Origin of the sequence: Phyllobacterium sophorae, from assembly GCF_003010965.1 — a bacterium.
Taxonomy (GTDB): domain Bacteria; phylum Pseudomonadota; class Alphaproteobacteria; order Rhizobiales; family Rhizobiaceae; genus Phyllobacterium; species Phyllobacterium sophorae.
In genome coordinates this window covers 418,180-438,699 of the sequence record NZ_PGGM01000002.1, presented here as the reverse complement: position 1 = coordinate 438,699, position 20,520 = coordinate 418,180, and the positions used below count along the sequence as shown (strand labels likewise).

The following is a 20,520-nucleotide window of genomic DNA, read 5'->3' as shown; positions in this document are numbered from 1 at the left end:
ATGGTAATAACAAAGAGATAGAGCACTTCCGCGACGCTTTTTTAAGCGGAAGCGCTCTACGTCAGGACGTTACTTCGCTTGCCGCGCTGAAATCGCCTCCATGAGCTTGGACGCCAGCATATCGTATTTCTCGTCATAGTGATGATCGCCCTGCAGCTCGATCTTCTGAACTGCGCTCAGTGCGGGAGCGGTACAGGCAGTATCGTCCTCTTCCGAACCGTAGACGCACAAGACCTTGTCCAGCGGTAGTTTTGCTACCGCCGGCGCAACTTCATTGTCGCCTCCCATTCCGAGCCACGCACCAACCGATACCTGAAACGGCGTGGTTTCTTCCGTGCCGATCAAGCCAACAAGGCTGACGCGATCCTGCAGTTGCTTGGAAAGATAGGGCCAGGAAAACGGTATGGTGTTTGCACCGAATGAATAACCGAGCAAAACAACCGGCAATTTGCCCGTTGGATCAGCCTTCGCGACGATCCTTGAAATGTCCTTGGCGATGTCTTCTGGTTTACGCAGCGACCAGAAATAGCGGAGCGAATCCACCCCAACGACGTGAATTCCTTTTTTTGCAATGATATCACCAACGGACTTGTCAATATCGCGCCAACCACCATCTCCGGAAAAGAAAACGGCCAGATATTTTGCTTGCCCATCGCCGGCCGGAATATCCGTTATCGGCAACGACTCCGTGGAAGCGTCTTCCCTGGCAATATCAACCGCGGCATCCGCTGCCATTTGGAAACGTTCGACCTTGGTGGCACCAATCTTTTCCTGCGCCAGAAAGAATCCGGCGCTCGGCGGGCCCTTGGGGTCAATGTCAGGCTTTTCCCGGACAATCGTCGCCGGATTAGGCAGATCCGCATCGTAGGAATAACTGAAGCCCTCGCCTGCAACAGTCTCGTAGTCAGCACCTTCGCAGGATGGCAGCTTGGTCTTCAGGGCGGCGGACGGATCGACGACCACGGCGCCCGCCAGCGTCGCCGCTGGTGCGTCGGCAACGGAAGCAAAGGATATGACGCCGCCCTCGCCAATGCCAACTACCACGGGATGCATATAGGTATCGACAGCAATCATCCGTTGAGCCTCTTTGGCGACTCCCTCGAGGTCGGAAACGAAATAGGTGCATTCGCCAGTATCCTGATCCAATTCCTTCCGCCACTTCTCGAGATCAACCGTCAGCACCAGAAAATTGCGGTCAAGCAGCATCTTCGTCATGGCTTCATCGTCGGGGCCAGGCCCTCCCTTTTGCGACACGAGGATGGCAATGCCGGCCGGCTTGCCATCCGGCTGCAGGAGCGGCACGTCATTTAATCGTTCCGATGAGACGAGAATTCGCTTCCCCGCCGGTCCGAAACCAAATCGCGGGAGAAGTTGAAGGGCTGCGGCAAGGACGATGCTGACAATGAGAAGGGAAAAAATGACGAGATAGGGTCTGCGCAGAAATTTCATCGTTTAAACACCTCGAAGGGGCTGCCGCTCACAAGATTCGTTGCATCAATAAGTGAACGAGGCGTTGCTAGGCCTGGGGGGCAAATCAGATAGTACGGTGTCCATTTCGGGTCGAACTTGTCCTTGAAAGCACGAAGGCCATCAAATCGATAAAACTCGGCACCGCGACGATAAATGAAAGAGCCGATCCTGTTCCATCGCGAAGCCAGATGACTATCGGAGAGACCCGAGAGCGGAGCGGCGCCAAGATTGAACCAGCGATATCCTTCCGCTTTTGCAGCCATTAGAAGATTGGCGAAAAGCCCGTCCATGATCACGCTGGATGCGTCAGGCAAGTGTCGCATCAGATCAACGGCGATTTCCTGGTTGTCTGCACCCCGCCACAAATTGGCGAATGCGACGATTGTACCTTCCTTGCGCATGACGGCGATATCGAAATTTGAAAGGTAGGCGTTCTCGAACGAGCCAAGCGAGAAACGCTTCTCGGAACCCGATTTCATTTCCAGCCAGGCGTCGGACACGCCGCGAAGTTCATCCAAAATATCCTGCGTCTGGTCTTTCGAAATGATCTCGAAGGAGATCCCTTCCTTTTCCAGCCGCCGGGCTGCGTAACGGAGCGGCTGCCGCCTGGAACCTTCCAGTGAGAAATCGCTGAGATCGACGCGGGCAACCTCGCCAAGTTTCAACGCGGTCAATCCCATGTCGAGGAACAATGGCAATCTCTCCGGTCCCACGCCATAGAATACCGTTCTCGTTCCGGTGCGGTCGGCCAATCCCCGAAACGCCCAGGCGAGATCGGAAACCGCGCCATCGCTGCCTACGGGCTCTCCCATCGATACCAGGCTACCGCCCGAGCGGGCATACATAACAAAGCCTTCGCCCTTGGGATCCATCAGAAAGCGCTTGTCACCAAGCAAGGCGAGCGCATCGGAAGCCCTGGGGGAAGCCGCAACCAGATCAGGCACCCGTTCAGGGATAGGCTGAGCACGCAGCTTGCCCCGGCCAACCCCATTGATCACGGTATTGATCGTAATGGCGGCCAAGAATGTCAGAACCAGCACTGAAGCACGAAGGAACCGCGACGCCTGGGCATCCCAGGCAAACTCCCACCAGAGTTCATTGGCATATTCAACGTGGCGGTAGGCAAAGAAGCCGAGCCAGAGAACTGCAAATGCCGTCGTACCGATACTTGCCAGCCAGCCCCAAGTCAGTGTGAAACGCTCACCCAACGGTTTTCGGTAGAATGAATCGCGAAACAGCAGCAGCGTGCCGGCCATCAGGGTCAGCATCAGCGCTTCTTCCCAGGCGAGGCCCTTTGCAAGCGCAAAAATCGCGCCAAGACTGAAGAGCACCAAAGCAACGAACCAGGCGCGCCAGAGCCGCCGGGCCAGTCCGCGTGCCACGATCAGCAATCCCACACCAACAAAGCTCGCGCCCAGGTGCGACATTTCCAGAAACGGCATCGGCAATACGTCCGCGAGCATCTCAAGCCGGTGGTGCAGATCGGGAATGACCGCTGAGATCAAGAGAACGATACCGCCGAGGAACGCAATGCCTGCCGACAGCGGCGGGATCAGCGGCTCGAACATTCGCACTGCCGATATTGTCGGGCCGGCAAGGATGTGACGCTTGCGCAGGATCTCGGAGACCACGAAACCGGCAATCGCCACCAGGAAGGGAATAAGCGTGTAGATGGCACGGTATGCCACCAGTGCTGCAATCGCGCCGGGATTCTGACCGAGCCCCAGACCGGCAATGATCGTCGCCTCAAATGCACCGATGCCACCTGGCGCATGGCTGACAATGCCAAGAGCCACCGCGACGACATAGACAAGCGCGAACGCCGGGATACTGTTGACCGACCCCGCGGGGAGCAGCACATAGAGTGTTGCGGCCGCTGCCGCCACATCAACGAGCCCGGCCAACACCTGCAGCAAGGCACCTTGCGACGACGGCAGGCGGACCGAGAAACGTCCGATCTGCAGGGTTCGCTCGCGGCGGGAAAGCCAGTACAAGAGCACGGCGACCGCCACCAGAATTGAGGCGCCGATCACCTGATCCACCATCGGGCCGAACGAGACAACCCACGGGATCCTCGTTGGATCGATAACAAGGGCAACCGCGATCAGGATCGTGAACGCAAACCAGATCGCAAGCCAGGAAGTGCCGATAATTCGGCCAATATCAGCGATATCGATGCCTTCCGCAGCGTAAACCCTGTATCGAAGCGCACCGCCCGTCAAAAGCGAAAACCCCAGCGCATTGGAAATTGCATACCCGGCACCGCCCGCCATCGCGGATATGTGATATGGCACCCGTCCCGGCGCAATCGTTTCGACCGCAACGACATCATACAGGGCAACGGCTGCGAAGCTGACAATCGTGAAGAATAGCGCGGTCAGCAGGACGTCATTAGGTATGGCATGCAGGGAGCGTTTGACGTCGTGAAGGGAAATTTCGCTCGACAGGTGACTTAGGACGAGCAAGCTGACAACGGCGACAGCAATTCCGAAGAACGCGAACATTGCCGATTTGGTTTTTTTGCCCCACCACGGCAGCCTTGACTGCGCGCGGGCCTCAAGTCTCTGAATTTGCTTGTCGTGGTTAGGAAGGAACGTCATTGGCGTTGTTCCGAAGTAAGAAACGGATTTAAAGGAGTTGCCAATTTCACCAGGAATTTGGGAAGGCGTCATTAGCGCTGTAATAATGGCGGGATTGCGCCCAGAATAGAGACAAAATTAAACTTCCACGCATCAAGGCGGGCCAAATTTTACACACGCTGTTGTTACAATCCTATGACCAGCGCGATTCTTGATTAAGTTGGGTTGAGTACCAGTTGACGATGGCTTCCAGGCGCCCTGACCCGGCCAATCGCCGCCGAAGGCGGGCTGAGTCCCATCCCTTCGGCAATGGCAGTGGCGACGGAATTGCTGTTCTGGATCAGGAACGAATACCGCAAGTTCGAAAGCCTTATCCGCGCGGCCACATCAACGGCAGCACGCCAGCGTGCGGCGATCGATGTATAGCTGCCCTCAATCAGCAGCGTCGCACGAGACGTGGGTCGCACATAAAACTCGGGACAGTACACAAGATCGCGTTTTGAATAGTCAGTGACCACGGCAGTCAACGGACCACGGATTGCGCAATAATTGAAACTCCCATCGGCATTCGCGGCGCCACCGTTGATCTCGTAAAGCGGCCTGCCCTTCTCATCGATCCAGACAACAAAATTATGGCTGGCGATCCCGGCGAAGCGGGGAATCGGATAGGAGCCAAAGAGAATGCGGTGGTTCATGAAACGGCACTTTTAAGACACAGGGTGATCGACGAATAATCCTCAATAGACTATTTATTTTCAAAGACAACACCGCCATTCTTCACAGATTTGCGAGCGTATTTTGCTTAGCCAACGCATCGTATCGCAATTGACCCGCACGCCGCTAAATTCCGCCGAAACGCCCCGATTTCCCGCTCAACTTCTCATTTTTCGGCGAAACAAACCAGCCGCCGCCCGCATAACGGCGATCAAAATTTTTTCTGGCTGTCGTGCCGTTTCAGAGACGCAACATTTTCCATTCGCTGGCAAAATGTATTTCCCGGATCAATGTCAAACGACGCGCGCCCGTATCTCGCCTATTCCGTCCACGCCGCCATGCATTTCGTCACCACGCACTACTGCCCCCACGCCTGCTGGCGTTCCGGTGTAGATAAGGTCCCCGGGCTGCAGCGTGAACAACGTCGAAAGGTAGGCAATTGTTTCCGGCACCTTCCAGATAAGTTGACCGAGGTCGCCGCGCTGCCGCTCCATTCCATTGACTTTCAACCAGACGGCACCTTTGGCCGGATGGCCGATATGCGAAGCAGGCACGATGGCCGAGCATGGCGCAGACGCTTCGAAGGCTTTGCCAACTTCCCAAGGGCGGCCGAGCTTCTTCGCCTCGCCCTGCAGGTCGCGGCGCGTCATGTCCAGACCAACGGCATATCCGAACACATGATCGAGCGCATAGTCTACGTCGATATCAGCTCCGCCCTTTCCGAGCGCCACCACCATCTCCATCTCGAAATGCACGTCATAGGTTGCGGACGGATACGGGAAATCCCGCCCCTCTGTTACAAGACAATCCGGATTTTTCTGAAAGAAGAACGGCGGTTCACGGTTTGGGTCGTGCCCCATCTCGATGGCGTGGTCGGCATAATTGCGCCCGACACAATAGATCCGATGTACCGGAAACAACTTGTCCGAACCGACCACTCTCAAAGTCGGTTGCGGAAGCGGGTCAAAAACGAACTGATCTATCTGCATCATCGGCCTTCGCTAATTGCAAGATATGCGGTTTTCCAGACTGAATATCGCCTACTACATGCTATAGAGATCAGACGATCGCCCGATGCAACCCGGCATAACGCCCTGTGCAAGGATTTCTGTCGCCCCCATGTATTTGAGATCCGAGCCACGGTACCCGCCTGCAGCGGAAGATGGCGATGACATTCTGCTGGACCAGGTACAACGGGCAAGCTTTCGCTATTTCTGGGAGGGCTCCCATCCGGAAAGCGGCCTCGCGCGCGACCGGTCTGGACGAACTGCCGACCCGAGGAATGATCTTGTCGCCATCGGTGGGTCTGGCTTCGCGTTTATTGCGATCCTCGTCGCCGTCGAACGGCGCTGGATCACGCGCGACGAGGCAAAAGCACGCATTGGCAAGATGCTGTCAGCACTTGAACGCACGAAGCGATACAACGGCGTTTTCCCGCATTTTATCAATGGCACCGACGGTTCGACCGTCCCCTTCACAAAGCTGGACGATGGTGGGGATCTGGTTGAAACGTCTCTCCTGTTCCAGGGTCTGATCTGCGTTCGGCAATATTTTGCTTCAAATGACCGGGGTGAAGCCAGCATCCGCGACAGAATCAATCGGCTCTGGCACGCAGTTCAGTGGAATTCCCACATCAAAAACACTGAAAAGGTTCTCTACTGGCATCACAGCCCGAAATTCGGCTGGGCGCGGAATGTGCCGATACATGGTTGGAACGAGGCGCTGGTCACCTACGTTCTGGCGGCCGCTTCGCCTTCCTACGGCATTGACGCTGAAATTTATCACGAGGGTTTTGCAGCCAACGGTGCCTTCATCAATGGACGCAGCTATTACGGCGTGAAGCTGCCGCTCGGTCCGGATTATGGCGGGCCGCTCTTCTTCGCACACTATTCGTTCTGTGGGATCGACCCCCGTGGCCTTGCAGATCGTTATGCGGATTACTGGCAACAGAATTGCAGTCATGCACGGATCAACTATCTGCACAGCCTGCATAATCCACATGGCTATACCGGGTATGGGTCCGATTGCTGGGGATTGACTTCAAGTCACGGTCCGAGAGGTTATGTCGTCAGCTCGCCGGGATTGGATTTCGGCTTGATTGCACCCACCGCGGCACTGAGCAGCCTTCCCTATCTGCCTGAAGAATCGATGCGCGCTTTACGTCGTTTCCTGGCTCTGCCCCATGGCAAGATCACTGGACGGTTTGGCCTTGTTGACGCATTCTCGCTGACGAGCAATTGGTTTGCCAGAACGTATCTCGCAATTGACCAAGGGCCGGTCGTCGCGATGATCGAGAACCACCGGAGCGGTCTTCTTTGGAAACTGTTCATGAGCGCGCCCGAAATTAGGGATGCGCTGAGGAAGCTTGGCTTTACCAGCCCTCACTTGACACGGGAAACGGAACCAAACAGCCGCTGAGGCATTGCTTCCCTTGGCGTAAACGATCATCTTCCGATCGAATCCTGCGGCCGAAAATCAAGGATCAGAAATGAAAGTCCATGCCGTTTTCAACCGTGATGGCGGCACGTTTCGCACTATGGACATGACGCTTTTTTCCGAAACAGCCAGAACCATATTTGAAAAGCACGGGCATACATTCGAGAGTGAAGTAGTAGCGGGCAAGGATATCATAAAAGCCCTAAAGAACGTCGCTGCCGAGGCCGGTGAGCATGTGCTGATGGCTGGCGGTGGCGATGGCACCATTTCGGCCGCCGCAGATGTTGCATGGAAGGCTGGAGTACCGCTGGCTGTGCTACCGGCTGGAACAATGAATCTGTTTGCGCGGGCATTGAAAATTCCCCTGGAATTGAACGCTGCATTGGAAAGCCTTGCTGGAGGAACGATACAGGCGGTCGACATCTCAACAGCCAACGAGGAGAGTTTCGTCCACCAATTTTCGATTGGCTTTCAGCCGCAGATAATCAAGCTGCGCAACACTTTGGAGTTTCGCTCTCGCTGGGGCAAACGGCTGGCGAGTTTGCGCGCCTTTGCCAAGGTCATGGGCAATCCGCCGCAGTTCGATGTGAGCTTGAATATCGACGGTGTCCCCATCGAGCGAACGGTTTCGGCGATCTCAATCGCCAACAATCCCTATGGCCACGGCATGCTGCCGGTGCCAGAGGGTGTCAATCGCGGCGAGCTTGGCGTCTATATTGCGGGCCGGTTGACGCCTGCTGGCCTGATGAAACTGGCGTTCACGGTGCTGACGGGATCGTGGCGCAACAATCCCGATGTCGATGAGATTCCGGCAAAACAGGTAGAACTGCACTTTCCGCGGTTGCGACGCGGCGCCAAAGCGACGATCGACGGTGAACTGGTGCGGTTGCCAAAGGACGTCGTGATAATCATTCACGCCGGCGAGCTTCAGGTTCTTGTGCCGTCCGAAGGCCCGAGCAATCAAAACGGCGCGGGTTGAGTCCGCGCCGTCCAATTGAATGCGGCCGGTCAGCTTTTCTTCTTTGTCTTTTTGACGGGCGCTGGAGCAGGGTTGGCCGCCTTCTGGGCAGCAGCTTGCTCAGCCGCGACCTGATCGGCACTCTTCGGCATCGTATCAACGACGGACCGGACCTTGCCCTTGTCGGTTACGGTGCACATGGCGTCGCGAAGGTCGGCTTTTAGCCTTACCTGGTTTACACCACCACCAACGGCCTCGACGTCGACAGCTTTAATATTGCTTTCAGACAGGAAATATTTGGTGGCTGCCGCTGAAATGCACGGTTCCGCAAGGGCTGAATTTACAGGCGGACGAATGGGCGCGAACGTCGGAATCGTCGGCATCATGTTGGGCTCGCCTGTCGTTGAGCACGCTGCCAGGGGGATAAGAACGGCCAAAGCGGCAATTCGGCTCAAAGGATTGGTAGGCAGGCGCATTGCTCTCTCCGCAAAGTCTCATCACAGGACTGGATATGGCCGGAAACTATTCGCTTTTCGCTGTTTGTCTAGTGGCACAACTGCCACAATGGGACTTTATTGCAACAACAGACAGGAGGGTATCAGGGTGCGACTGAAAGCATCCAGTTCAGCACGCCGCGCCAATCAATCATCCTGATTGGCGTACCATGATTGCCACTTTCAAACCGGTGAAATCGCACGGGGTATCCCTTCGCCGAGCCCCGGATTTTCTGAAAGAAGGCCTCTTGGTTGTCGATCGCAAAGACCGGGTCGCGGCTTCCATGGCCGAAGAAAACCGGGATGCGCCGCTTGAACGCTGCCGACCCGATGAAATTCTCATCCCATAGTGAGCCGAGGATGACGAGACCGGAAATGCTCTTGGCTGCCTTGGCGTCCCGGGCAAGCCGCCAGCACAGAGCCCCACCCATTGATCCGCAAGCAACGATAAGTTTGGCTTGTGGCGATTGCGATTTGAAATAATTTATGAGCCCGGCTATCTCGCTTTCACCCCTGTCGTCGAAATCGCTGAAGTCGGGCGTCAAATAAAGCCCGCCATTACGATCCATAAGGTTTTTCAGCCGATTGAAGTTCCCGCCGAAGGTGAAGTCATTCATGCCCTGCTGGCGATTGCCGCCTTGCCCATGCAGATAGATGGTGATGATGGAAGCGCCCTGATCGAGCTTACCCGCCGCCATGACCTTCACCGGACCGGTATTCGTGGTTACAACAAGATCCTTCTGCGAACGCTTTGGCTGAAGTGAGACATAATTCTGCTTGACCCGGCGTTCGGGCACCTGGTCACGGCCGTTGATGTCGCGCATCTCGTTGTATTCCACCACAACATAGTCGCCACCGTCATCTGATTTCAGAATGCCGGGATAGGAAAAGAGATCGTCCTTATAAGGTTCAAGCTGTAATGCCGAAGCGGCGCTCGAAAGGCACGCGAGCGCCAGCGCGGCGAGAAGTAAAGACCTGATCAAATGATTTTCCTTATCGGATGGTGTCAGGGATAGTTCCGCCAGCACGATTCAGCATGTCTGGTGTATCGACATCAATAGCCGCTGCCTCGCCAAGTTCAACATCGATGACCGGAATATCACCGCGTTCGATCAGATGCCGCGCTCCCACATCACCGGCGAGGGAGAATATCTCGTCAAACAAGAGCCGCGGCAAGAGCACGGGATTGCCGCGCTTTCCCTCATATGTTGCTCTGACGACCGACTGGCCGCCGGCATTCTGAAACCGGCTGATCATGGATTTCAGATCAGCTGCCGACAGTGCTGGCATATCGGCCAAAAGCATCATCACGCCATCCGCCGACGGTGGCACATGCCTGATCGCGGTTTGCAGCGACGAGGCCAGCCCGCTGGCATAGTCCTTATTCAGCACGGTCACGACGTTGAGACCGTCCAGTGCGGCACTGCATTCTTCCGCCATATAGCCGAGCACAGCGATAACCGGATGCCCGTCTGCTTCGATTGCCGTCATGGCCGATCTCCGAACCAACGGCACATCGTCGAAGGTAGCGAGCAATTTATTGGACCCCTTCATGCGCGTCGACTGGCCCGCAGCGAGAACGGCAATCGCCACGTTTGACCTCGCAGCTGGCGGCCGCGGGTCACGCGGTTGTGGACGCGTTGGGATTTCCATCAGGAGCCCGCCGACACCCATGCCGACGATATCAGCCTTGGTAACCGGCACATTCGCCATCAGCCGTTCAAGCACCCAGTCAAAGCCATTCTCCTTGGGGCTTCGCGCACAGCCTGGCGCCCCGATGACTGCTTTACCGCCTAGTTCGCCAAGTACCAGCAGATTTCCCGGATCGACCGGCATTCCGACGTGATGGACGGCTCCGCCTGCTTCTCTGATCGACGCTGGCACAACGTCGGCTTGATCGACAACCGCGGATGCACCAAAGACGATAACAATTTCATTGGCCTTTTGCAGTTCGCGTATCGCAGCAGAAAGCGGTTCGCTGGCATGCGCTGGACGCAGTTCCGAGGTCAAAAATCCATGGTTCGCCGCAATCCGCTTTTCGATGACGCTGCGCGTCTTGTCGAGCACAGTTGCTTTTAACGATGGTAACATCGTTTGTATCAGTCCGACACGTGACCCGGCGAAGCCATGAACACCAAAGGCAGTACGGCTTCGTGCCAGTTCGCTGATCGTTTCCATGACAGAAACTGCAACTGCAAACGGAATAATCTTGATTGTCGCAACCATCTGCCCCTGCTCGACCCGCTCGAACGGCTTCAAGGTTGCTATCGTCACTGACGGATCGATCGCATTGATGGCATGGATCAGATCTGCATCAACGGTGAAGAGACCGGCTCTTTCCGCATAGCAATTGACCCGGCCAGTCGAAGCTGGTCCTGCCCTTACGCCAAACCATTGCAGCGCCCGGGTTACTTTCTGGGCAGCTGCATTCTCTTCCATATCGGTTTCCTGCAAGCGGGCAGCGATAACTTTCGTTACCCCGGCTTCGCGCAATTGCTCAATGTCACGTACCGCGAGCACATGGCCTTTCTTCAACTTCAGAGCACCCGCATGCGTCGAATGCCCGAGGATGGCGCCAAGTGCATCCTCGATGGAAGTCTCACCAAAAATCATGCTGTTATTTCCAGTTGCCGCGTGGCCTGCAGCCCTCTCGCGCGGAACGCCTTGATAACCTCACCCATAACCGCAACGGCAATCTCGGCGGGACTCGCAGCGCCAATATCGAGGCCGATGGGTGAATGAATCAGGCCTATCTGCCCGTCACTCAGACCAAGCGCTTTCAAGCGGTCAACTCGCTTTGCATGCGTCTTGCGACTACCGAGCGCACCGACATAGAAGCATCCGGCCGTCAGTGCCCGCTCCAGGGCCTGATCGTCGATTTTTGGATCGTGCGTGACAACGGCAACCGCGGTGTAGGGATCGAGCGGGCGCGTTTCGAGAACTTCCTGTGGCCACTCGGCGAAAAGCTTTACGCCGGGAAACCGCTCGGGAGTCGCAAAGGCAGTACGTGGATCGATTATTTCCATGTCATAGCCAGCGATCTTCGCCATCGGCGCCAAAGCCTGGCTGATATGGACCGCACCGATCACAACAAGGCGCGGAGGCGGCAGATGGACATTAAGGAAGAACGGACGCCCCTCAATCTCGGCAATCATGGATTTCCCGGACAAGAAGGCTTGCCTGATCGCATCTCCAAGCAGACCAGCAACAGGATCACCCTCCTTGATTACCCGATCGCGCCCATCGCCAAGATCGGTCAACAGAACAGCCGCGCGGCGAGCACGGCGTTCTTCGTTGAGTTTCTTGAGGCAATACGGATCCACGCTCAACCCAGCCGTTCAACATAGACTTTGATACGTCCGCCGCAGGACAACCCGACCTGCCACGCCGTCTCATCGGCGACACCGAATTCCAGCATGCGCGGTTTGCCCTGGCTGATGACCTCCATCGCCTCGGTGATCACTGAGCCCTCGACGCATCCACCGGAAACCGAACCTTCAAAGTTTCCCGCTTCGTCGATCACCAGATGGCTCCCGACCGGGCGCGGGGCCGAGCCCCATGTTTCGACGACGGTGGCGATTGCCACATCACGGCCTTCGGCCATCCAGCCCTCGGCGATCAGCAGCGGATCTCGTATTTCTTCAGAAGGACTTTGCATTGTATGACAGTACCACAAACTTCAATATCGGTGCAACCAGCGCTTCGGGTCGTCATTCTTGTCATTCGGACGGCTGAGTGCTCTACACAAGTCGTCCAATGCATCCATATTGTGTACGGCGCGGAATTCGTCAACGTAGGGAAGCATAGCTTTTACGCCACGCGCACGCGGCTCAAAACCTTCAAAGCGGAGCAATGGATTGAGCCAGATCAGCCTCCGGCAGGATTTCGACAAACGTTCCATCTCCGCTTCGAGCCCGCTGGTTTCTTCACGCTCCAGTCCGTCGGTGATCAGCAATACCACCGCACCCTGGCCAAGCACGCGGCGCGACCAATGCCGGTTGAACTCTCGCAGCGTCTCGCCGATGCGCGTACCGCCCGACCAGTCCTGGACGACACCAGCGCAATGGGCAATGGCATCATCGGGATCACGGGAGCGCAAAGGCCGCGTGATGTTACTCAGGCGCGTGCCAAAAACGAAACAATGAACACGACGGCGCTTCGCCATCATCGCATGCATGAAATGCAGAAAGATGCGGGTATACTGGCTCATCGAACCGGAGATATCAGCAAGGACGACCAGCGGTGGCTGCATTTCCCGCCGCGTGCGGAATCTCGGGAGAATGAGATCGCCGCCCGTGCGCAGACTGGTACGCATCATCGCTCTCGGATCAATCCGTCCGCCCTTGGGATCATTGCGGAAACGCCGCGTCTCTACCTTGTCGACGGGCAGTACCAGCTGATCCATTGCACGGCGTGCCTGGTTAAGTTCTTCGGCCGACATCTGTGCGAAATCCTTTGTCCGAAGCACTTCTTTGCCTGAAAACGTAAATCGCGCATCGATATCGACCTCCGGCGGCCGTTCACCCGGTTCGTTGCGTGAACCGCCCTTGAAGAGGGCCTCGGCAACACGGGCTTCCGCCGCTCTTGCCTTTGGCCGTTCGCGCGCCATGGCGACGGGCGAGAACATGGCGAGCATTTTCTCGATCAATTCACGGGAGCGCCAATAGAGCCGGAACGCCTCGTCAAAAGTTGCGTGATCTTCGCGCCTCGTGACGAGAACGCTGTGCAGCGTCCAATAGAAATCGTCACGGGAGCCGATCCCTCCCGCCAGGACGGCCTCAATGGCATCCCGGACCGATGCCGGACCAACTCGCAATCCGGCCTTGCGCAGCGTGCGAGCGAAATACACGATATTGTCCGCGAGCCGGCTGTCGGACCGCGCTATCCCGGGTGATGAGGCGAACGTTTCCATATCACGCCGCGCTCAATTCAGCTTTCACCTCGTCCAGGATGCGCCGGCCCTCGCCGCCTGAAATCCGGGCGATATCGTCCTGATATTTAAGCAGAACTCCAATCGTATCCGACACCGTTTCAGGATCGAGAGCGAGCTTGTCCATTTCCGTCAGCGCCCCCGCCCAGTCGATCGTTTCAGCAACACCGGGCAGCTTGAACAGATCCATATCGCGCAGTTTCTGCACGTAGCGGACGATTTCATCCGACAGCCTTTCATTGGCAGCCGGTACTTTGCGGCGAACAATTTCAAGCTCCCGCTCCGCAGACGGGTAGTCCACCCAGTGGTAGAGACACCGGCGTTTCAGGGCGTCATGAATTTCACGTGTCCGGTTTGTGGTGATGATCACAATTGGCGGCTCGGCCGATCGGATCGTACCAAGCTCGGGGATCGTGACCTGAAAATCCGACAGCACCTCAAGCAGGAACGCCTCGAAAGCCTCGTCCGTCCGGTCAAGCTCATCAATCAGGAAGACCGGTGCTTTGCCTGGCTCACCCGACAGCGCCTGCAGGACGGGTCTGCGGATCAGAAACTTTTCAGAGAAGACATTGCGTTCAATGGCCGATTTATCGACTTTGCCGCTTGCTTCATCCAGTCGGATCTCGATCATCTGTGCTGCATAGTTCCACTCATAGACGGCCGAAGATACGTCCAGCCCTTCGTAGCATTGCAGGCGGATCAATGGCCGGTCCAGCGTTGCTGCAAGCACCTTGGCGATCTCGGTTTTGCCAACGCCCGCCTCACCTTCGAGGAAAAGCGGCCGTTTCATGCGCAGACTGAGAAACAGTACTGTTGCCAGAGAACGGTCCGCGACATAGCCCCCTGCTTCAAGCAGGGCCATCGTGTCCTCGATTGATTGCGGCAACGACGAAACTGACTTTGCGGCCATATTGTCTCTGCTTCCTATAAGCGTTTACGACTTAGTCTCCTGCACTGTGATAGGAGCGGTTGAGATAGATCAAAGAGCGGCCGGGCTCACCTGTATTGAGCGCGGTGACCTTGCCATAGATCACATAATGCGTTGCAACTTCGTGCGTTGAGATAATGCGGCAGTCGAAACTCGCCAGTGCATCCATCAGCACGGGTGCTCCGGTCTGGAGCGTTTGCCAGCGTCCGAGCGCAAATCTGTCTTGCTGGGAAAGCTCGCCCTTCCCCGAAAAAGCTTCAGAAAGTGCTTGCTGGCCGATTGACAGGGTATTTAGCGCAAATACCTGATTTTCGATGAAGAGATGATTGAATTCATGGCTGCGGTTGAGGCAAACCAGCATGGTCGCCGGATTGTCCGAAACCGAGCATACTGCCGAAATCGTCACACCACGGCGCCCAGCCGGACCATCCGTGGTCAAGATGTGGACCGCCTCGGCAAAATGGCTCATGGCATTACGAAATGCGAGCGGCTCTATCTTCTGATCTTTGGCAATAAGCACAATTCTATTCCGTTGTCTGAACCATCACTATCGCAACACGCGTCTCAACCATAGGGGCAGATTATTTTTTCCGATATCTTCCTTTTATATAGACCTAGATTGCGCAGAGTGAAGGAAACGGTTACCGAAAACGTGTAGATCATATCACCCAAAGGGAAACGGCATTCTCGCAATGAATTCCATGATACGCACCGCAACGTTTGGCCTCTGCCTGTTGTTCTGCAGTGTCGCATATGCGGAAGACAAGATCGGCGTCATTGCGCCGCTTTCCGGTTCCTTTGCGCGCCTCGGTGCACAATTGGTGGATGGGGTGAACGTTGCTGTTGCTGCAAACAAGGATGGCCAGACGATCTCAATCGCCACGGCCGACGACAAATGTGATGCCGCGGGTGGCACAGCAGCCGCAAAGCAGATGGTTCAGGCCAATGTGACGCTCGTCATTGGTTTTCTCTGCGCTGAATCGCTCGAAGCAGCCCTGCCCATCCTGAATCAAAAGGGTATCCCCGTCATCACACCCGGGGTGCGGTCGCAGACATTGACGGAATTGCGGACAGCACAGCCTTACCCCGTTTTCAGGATTGCGCAATCGGACCGCAACGAAGCAAACGAAACCGGCGATATTCTTGCGGAACTCTGGCACTCGGCACCCTTCGCCATCATCGATGATGGCACGATCTTTGGGCGCGAACTCGCATCCGGTGTGCGCGGCCGACTTGAGGAGAAGGGCTTGAAACCGGTCTTCGCCGATACCTATCGTCCCGGTCTCGATAATCAGAATGCACTGGTTGCGCGCCTGAAACGTGCCGGCGCAACCCAGGTATTCGTCGGCGGCGAACGCGACGACGTAGCTGCCATCGGCCGAAGTGCCGTGGCGCTTGGCTACCCCCTGATCATCGCCAGCGGTGAAGCGTTGAATGCCAAAGGCAATGGCAGTGACCTTGCCCCCGGCACATTGATGATTGCCCCGCGTGAGCCGCAGATGCTGGAAAGCGCGCGTAACGCCAGGAATGGCATCGAACTCGCTGGAAAGGTGCCGGAAGGCTATACCGTACCGGCCTACGCTGCCACAGAAGTTGCGATCCAGGTCCTAACCGCGGCGCAGGCGCAAGCCGGATCGCTGACGGAACTCCTCCGCAAGAATGTTTTCGATACGGCGCTTGGACCGGTACAGTTCAATACGACCGGAGAGCGGATTGCCGACACATACCGCTTGCAGAAGTATGATGGGACCCAGTTCGTGCTGGAGACCAACTGATGAGTATCAAGACCGGTCTGCGCAATCTCATCACCGATGTCGAAGGCTTGAGCGTGGGCCATGCCTCGGACGCCAGGATCAAGTCCGGCAGCACCGTCATTCTTTGCGATATGCCCGCGACTGCCGCCGTCCAGGTTCTCGGCGGCGCGCCGGGCACACGGGAAACAGACCTTCTAGAGCCGCACAATACGGTCGAGGCGATCAATGCGCTGGTTCTATCGGGTGGATCAGCCTTCGGGCTTGATGCGGCGTCCGGCGTTCAGGCCGCCTTGCGCGAAAAGGGCATCGGCTTTGAAGTCGGCACGCAACGTATCCCCATCGTCCCGGCTGCAATATTGTTCGATCTTCTGAATGGCGGCGACAAGGAATGGGGACGCTACCCGCCCTACCGCGAACTTGGCTACGCTGCCGCGCAATCGGCATCGCGTGATTTTGACCTCGGCACGGTCGGTGCCGGAACGGGTGCAACCGTTGCGGGATTGAAGGGCGGCCTCGGCTCCGCTTCGTCATTTCTGGAAAACGGAACGACCGTGGGCGCATTGGTGGCCGTCAATGCATTGGGCTCCGTAACTGTCGGAAAAAGCAGGCATTTCTGGGCTGCGCCGTTCGAAATCGGCGACGAGTTTGGCGGGCTTGGCCCGCCGCATCCGCTTCCTGCCGATGCTGTCGAGATCAAGACAAAGTTCAACGATCCAGCGCCTCAAGCGAATACCACGATCGGCGTTGTCGCCACCGATTTGATATTGACCAATGCGCAGGCCAAGCGTCTCGCTATCGCCGCCCATGATGGATTTGCCCGGGCGATCTGGCCATCGCACACTCCTTTCGACGGCGATCTGGTTTTTACGCTCGCCACCGGAACCAGCGGAAGAACACCAGAAGCCGCTGAATTCATTGACCTTTGCGCCACTGCGGCCTCAACGATGGCGCGTGCGATCGCGCGCGGTGTATATACCGCAACGCCTGCGGACAACGATCCCTTCCCGGTTTGGCGGTCACGGCTCTGATGGTTTCGATTGTGCCACGGTGTCACCCGTGGTAACCGGCGCACAAATTCTTACGGGAGATCCTCCATGAGCCGTCCGCTCGTCATCGCACCGTCCATACTCGCTTCGGACTTTTCCAAGCTTGGCGCGGAAGTCACCACCGTTTTACAGGCCGGCGCAGACTGGATACACATCGACGTCATGGACGGGCACTTCGTCCCCAATATCACCTTCGGCCCGGAAGTGGTCAAAGCCATCCGTCCGCTGACCGATGCCGTATTCGACACGCATCTGATGATTTCGCCTTGTGATCCCTATCTCGAGGCTTTTGCCAAGGCCGGTTCGGACATTATCACCATTCATGCGGAGGCGGGGCCGCATCTGCATCGCTCGCTGCAGGCAATCCGCACCCTCGGCAAGAAGGCTGGCGTCGCGCTCAATCCCGCGACCCCTGAATCGGTCATCGAATATGTGCTGAACGATGTGGACCTGATCCTCGTCATGACGGTCAACCCCGGTTTTGGCGGCCAGAAGTTCATCGCGGAAACGCAGGAAAAGATACGCAAAATCAAGGCGATGATCGGTAGTCGGCCGATCGATCTTGAAGTCGATGGCGGCATCACCGCCGAAACGGCGGCGCTGGTCACCGCGGCTGGGGCCAATGCGCTCGTCGCCGGTTCCGCCATCTACAAGGGCGGATCCGAAGCCGCGTACCGCGCCAATATAGACCTCATCCGCAGTGCATGCGTGACAGGATCATGATGGGTTTCCGCCGCGCCCTCGTCACCTTGCTCGTGACTTCGTGGCCGATCGCGGCGCAGGCCGGAGACGCGGCAAAGCTTGATATTCTCGGCTTTTCCAAGGATGGCAGCGTCTTTGCTTTCGAAGAATATGGCGTGCAGGACGGTTCGGGCTTCCCCTATTCGAACCGGTTCTACATCGACACGGAGGGAGACAAGTTTCTCGCCAAGACACCGGTCCGCGTCAGGCTCGACGACGAGAATTCTTCGCTCGAGAACGCCCGCAACAAGGCCAGTCTGGATGCGCAGGGCGTGACCTCGCTGACCGATGAGGAACTGCGGGCGAATGCCGGCCAGACGGTCGCCGCCAATCCCGTGACCGAGCTCTCGGCCGATCCATACAAGGTCAAGGTCAATCCACGCCCGGTCTTTCCGGCCATCGACCCGGCACTGACCGTGCAGCTTGAGGAAGTCCCGGTTCCGGCCAGCGAGACGTGCCAAAACATCGGTGAAATCAAAGGGTTCCGCCTGACGCTTCTCGAGGACGGGGCAAACGCCAAGCCTGAATTGCTGCATGAAGATACATCGATACCGGCAAGCCGCGGCTGCCCCCAAGGCTACAGCATAGGCGCTGTCCAGACATTTTACCCGCCCAACGGACAGCGGGTGATAGCGGTCATGATTGCCGTCCGCGGAATGGGCTTCGAAGGCCCGGACTATCGCTGGCTGGCTGTCACCAAACGCCAATAGCGCCGCATCCCAAAAGAGCAGCGTTGAGTGAACGGCTCCGGTCTGCTAGACCGCCCTCAAGCCCATAAACACCGCCGACAGGAAAACATATGATCCCGCGCTATTCGCGGCCTGAAATGGTCGCCATCTGGTCTCCAGAAATGAAGTTCCGCATCTGGTTCGAAATTGAAGCCCATGCCTGCGACGCCCTCGCGGAACTCGGCGTCATTCCCAAGGAGGCGGCGAAAACGATCTGGGAAAAGGGCGGAGCGGCCACTTTCGACATCGATCGCATTGATGAGATCGAACGCGAGACCAAGCACGATGTCATTGCTTTCCTTACACATTTGGCGGAAATCGTTGGACCTGATGCACGTTTCGTGCACCAGGGCATGACCTCATCCGACGTGCTCGACACCTGCTTCAATGTACAGCTGATGCGCGCCAGCGACATCCTGCTTGACGATCTGGACAAGCTTCTCGCCGCCCTGAAGACGCGGGCCTTCGAGCACAAGGACACCGTCACCATCGGCCGCAGCCATGGCATCCATGCCGAGCCGACCACCTTCGGCGTCAAGCTGGCGCAAGCCTATGCCGAGTTCGAGCGCTGCCGCACCCGTCTGGTGGCGGCACGCGCGGAGATTGCAACCTGCGCCATCTCCGGCGCAGTTGGCACCTTTGCCAATATCGATCCGCGCGTGGAAGAACACGTCGCCAAGGCATTGGGAATGCAGGCAGAACCGGTTTCGACGCAGGTCATACCGCGCGACCGTCACGCCATGTACTTCGCAACCTTGGGTGTCATAGCCTCATCAATCGAACGGCTGTCCGTCGAGATCCGCCACCTGCAGCGGACCGAGGTTCTGGAAGCCGAAGAGTACTTTTCACCCGGTCAAAAAGGCTCCTCCGCCATGCCGCACAAGCGCAATCCGGTGCTGACCGAAAACATGACCGGCCTCGCCCGCATGGTCCGCGCCTTTGCCCTGCCGGCAATGGAAAACGTGGCGCTCTGGCATGAGCGCGATATTTCGCACTCGTCCGTGGAGCGCATGATCGGTCCGGATGCGACCATCACCCTCGATTTTGCGCTGGCACGCATGGTCGGCGTTATCGAAAAGCTGTTGGTTTATCCGGATAACATGCTGAAAAACATGAACAAGTTCCGTGGTCTGATCCATTCACAGCGGGTGCTGCTGGCGCTGACGCAGGCTGGGGTTTCCCGCGAGGATTCCTACCGCCTGGTCCAGCGCAACGCCATGAAGGTCTGGGAACACGGCAAGGATTTCCTGGAGGAATTGCTCGCTGATGCGGACGTCCGCGCCGCCCTCCCGGAGGAAACGATCCGCGAGAAGTTCGACCTCGGCTATCACACCAAACATGTCGATACGATTTTCAAGCGCGTGTTTGAGGCAACTGGCAACAACTGAATTAAAGCCATCGGTTGAAGAAACCTGGCAATTTTCGCGGTTTCTCGAGCCAGAATCGCCTCTTCTTGGGTGAGGATTGCTCTGACTTGAGCAATTGATCGGTCGGAATAGCGGTTTTGTCTCCGAACACAGCGAGGAACCGCCAGTTAAAACCGAGTGATCGGGAAAATTAATTGAACGAGCGTTCGATTAATTTTCCCGGGATTTTGCGTGCTTGCGTTGCAATGCGTTGAAGTACCGTACCGGCGGGTACGGACCTCCCGCTTTATCTTCAAATACCTGCCTCTCCGTCATCCTCGGGCTTGACCCGAGGACCCATGGCAAAGGAGCGAGGCGATATCCACCATTTTGGCG

The 20,520-nt window shown here is 57.0% G+C and carries 19 protein-coding genes; 7 read left to right on the top strand and 12 right to left on the bottom strand.

Translation table 11 applies throughout. The features are described from left to right. Window positions 1–69: 69 nt before the first annotated feature. From CU103_RS06060 to CU103_RS06045, 4 genes are all read right to left on the bottom strand, one after another. The gene (locus CU103_RS06060; RefSeq protein ID WP_106663019.1) at window positions 70–1,449 is read right to left on the bottom strand and encodes a virulence factor family protein; all 1,380 of its coding nucleotides are present in this window, start codon (window positions 1,447–1,449) and stop codon (window positions 70–72) included. Then, window positions 1,446–4,070 carry a bifunctional lysylphosphatidylglycerol flippase/synthetase MprF gene (mprF, locus tag CU103_RS06055; RefSeq protein ID WP_106663018.1) on the bottom strand — a complete coding sequence of 875 codons (2,625 nt, stop codon included), beginning with the start codon at window positions 4,068–4,070 and terminating at the stop codon, window positions 1,446–1,448. The genes CU103_RS06060 and mprF overlap by 4 nt, the downstream gene beginning before the upstream one ends. Before the next feature lie 194 nt (window positions 4,071–4,264). After that, complete coding sequence (locus CU103_RS06050; RefSeq protein ID WP_106663017.1) at window positions 4,265–4,744, bottom strand: hypothetical protein; 480 nt, start codon at window positions 4,742–4,744, stop codon at window positions 4,265–4,267. Between the two features lie 312 nt (window positions 4,745–5,056). Beyond that, complete coding sequence (locus CU103_RS06045) at window positions 5,057–5,752, bottom strand: fumarylacetoacetate hydrolase family protein (protein WP_106663325.1); 696 nt, start codon at window positions 5,750–5,752, stop codon at window positions 5,057–5,059. Window positions 5,753–5,882: 130 nt separating this feature from the next. Here CU103_RS06045 and CU103_RS06040 point away from each other — a divergent pair, with 130 nt between their 5' ends. Both CU103_RS06040 and CU103_RS06035 read left to right on the top strand, forming a co-directional pair. Next, window positions 5,883–7,181, top strand: coding sequence for a glucoamylase family protein (locus tag CU103_RS06040; protein ID WP_106663016.1), 1,299 nt, complete (start codon window positions 5,883–5,885; stop codon window positions 7,179–7,181). Between the two features lie 70 nt (window positions 7,182–7,251). Continuing rightward, window positions 7,252–8,178, top strand: a complete 927-nt coding sequence (locus tag CU103_RS06035; protein ID WP_106663015.1) for a diacylglycerol/lipid kinase family protein — start codon at window positions 7,252–7,254, stop codon at window positions 8,176–8,178. 29 nt (window positions 8,179–8,207) lie between these two features. On the opposite strand, the gene CU103_RS06030 is transcribed toward CU103_RS06035, so the two are convergent. From CU103_RS06030 to CU103_RS05995, 8 genes are all read right to left on the bottom strand, one after another. After that, window positions 8,208–8,633 (bottom strand): hypothetical protein, encoded by a 426-nt coding sequence (locus tag CU103_RS06030; protein WP_106663014.1) that lies wholly within the window; start codon window positions 8,631–8,633, stop codon window positions 8,208–8,210. Window positions 8,634–8,755: 122 nt separating this feature from the next. Then, on the bottom strand, window positions 8,756–9,634 hold the full coding sequence (locus CU103_RS06025; RefSeq protein WP_425350569.1) for an alpha/beta hydrolase: 879 nt from the start codon (window positions 9,632–9,634) through the stop codon (window positions 8,756–8,758). Window positions 9,635–9,644: 10 nt separating this feature from the next. After that, window positions 9,645–11,264, bottom strand: coding sequence for an NTP transferase domain-containing protein (locus CU103_RS06020; RefSeq protein ID WP_106663013.1), 1,620 nt, complete (start codon window positions 11,262–11,264; stop codon window positions 9,645–9,647). Beyond that, a complete protein-coding gene (locus CU103_RS06015) occupies window positions 11,261–11,974 on the bottom strand; it encodes an XdhC family protein (RefSeq protein WP_106663323.1) in 714 nt (237 codons plus the stop codon). Before CU103_RS06015 ends, CU103_RS06020 begins: the two co-directional genes overlap by 4 nt. A 2-nt stretch (window positions 11,975–11,976) precedes the next feature. Further along, the gene (locus tag CU103_RS06010; RefSeq protein ID WP_106663012.1) at window positions 11,977–12,309 is read right to left on the bottom strand and encodes an XdhC family protein; all 333 of its coding nucleotides are present in this window, start codon (window positions 12,307–12,309) and stop codon (window positions 11,977–11,979) included. Window positions 12,310–12,330: 21 nt separating this feature from the next. Then, window positions 12,331–13,563, bottom strand: coding sequence for a vWA domain-containing protein (locus tag CU103_RS06005; protein WP_106663011.1), 1,233 nt, complete (start codon window positions 13,561–13,563; stop codon window positions 12,331–12,333). 1 nt (window position 13,564) lies between these two features. Continuing rightward, complete coding sequence (locus tag CU103_RS06000; RefSeq protein WP_425350573.1) at window positions 13,565–14,443, bottom strand: AAA family ATPase; 879 nt, start codon at window positions 14,441–14,443, stop codon at window positions 13,565–13,567. Window positions 14,444–14,522: 79 nt separating this feature from the next. Continuing rightward, the gene (locus CU103_RS05995) at window positions 14,523–14,978 is read right to left on the bottom strand and encodes a flavin reductase (RefSeq protein ID WP_106663322.1); all 456 of its coding nucleotides are present in this window, start codon (window positions 14,976–14,978) and stop codon (window positions 14,523–14,525) included. A gap of 223 nt (window positions 14,979–15,201) precedes the next feature. Between CU103_RS05995 and CU103_RS05990 the strand changes: the two genes are divergently transcribed. From CU103_RS05990 to purB, 5 genes are all read left to right on the top strand, one after another. Beyond that, window positions 15,202–16,284 (top strand): branched-chain amino acid ABC transporter substrate-binding protein, encoded by a 1,083-nt coding sequence (locus CU103_RS05990; RefSeq protein WP_245448629.1) that lies wholly within the window; start codon window positions 15,202–15,204, stop codon window positions 16,282–16,284. Then, a complete protein-coding gene (locus CU103_RS05985; RefSeq protein ID WP_106663009.1) occupies window positions 16,284–17,291 on the top strand; it encodes a P1 family peptidase in 1,008 nt (335 codons plus the stop codon). The genes CU103_RS05990 and CU103_RS05985 overlap by 1 nt, the downstream gene beginning before the upstream one ends. A gap of 66 nt (window positions 17,292–17,357) precedes the next feature. After that, a complete protein-coding gene (gene rpe, locus CU103_RS05980; protein WP_106663008.1) occupies window positions 17,358–18,032 on the top strand; it encodes a ribulose-phosphate 3-epimerase in 675 nt (224 codons plus the stop codon). Continuing rightward, entirely contained in the window at window positions 18,029–18,760 is a 732-nt protein-coding gene (locus tag CU103_RS05975; RefSeq protein WP_245448627.1) for a DUF2259 domain-containing protein, read from the top strand. The genes rpe and CU103_RS05975 overlap by 4 nt, the downstream gene beginning before the upstream one ends. A gap of 89 nt (window positions 18,761–18,849) precedes the next feature. Further along, window positions 18,850–20,166, top strand: coding sequence for an adenylosuccinate lyase (gene purB, locus CU103_RS05970; protein WP_106663006.1), 1,317 nt, complete (start codon window positions 18,850–18,852; stop codon window positions 20,164–20,166). Window positions 20,167–20,520: the final 354 nt, after the last annotated feature.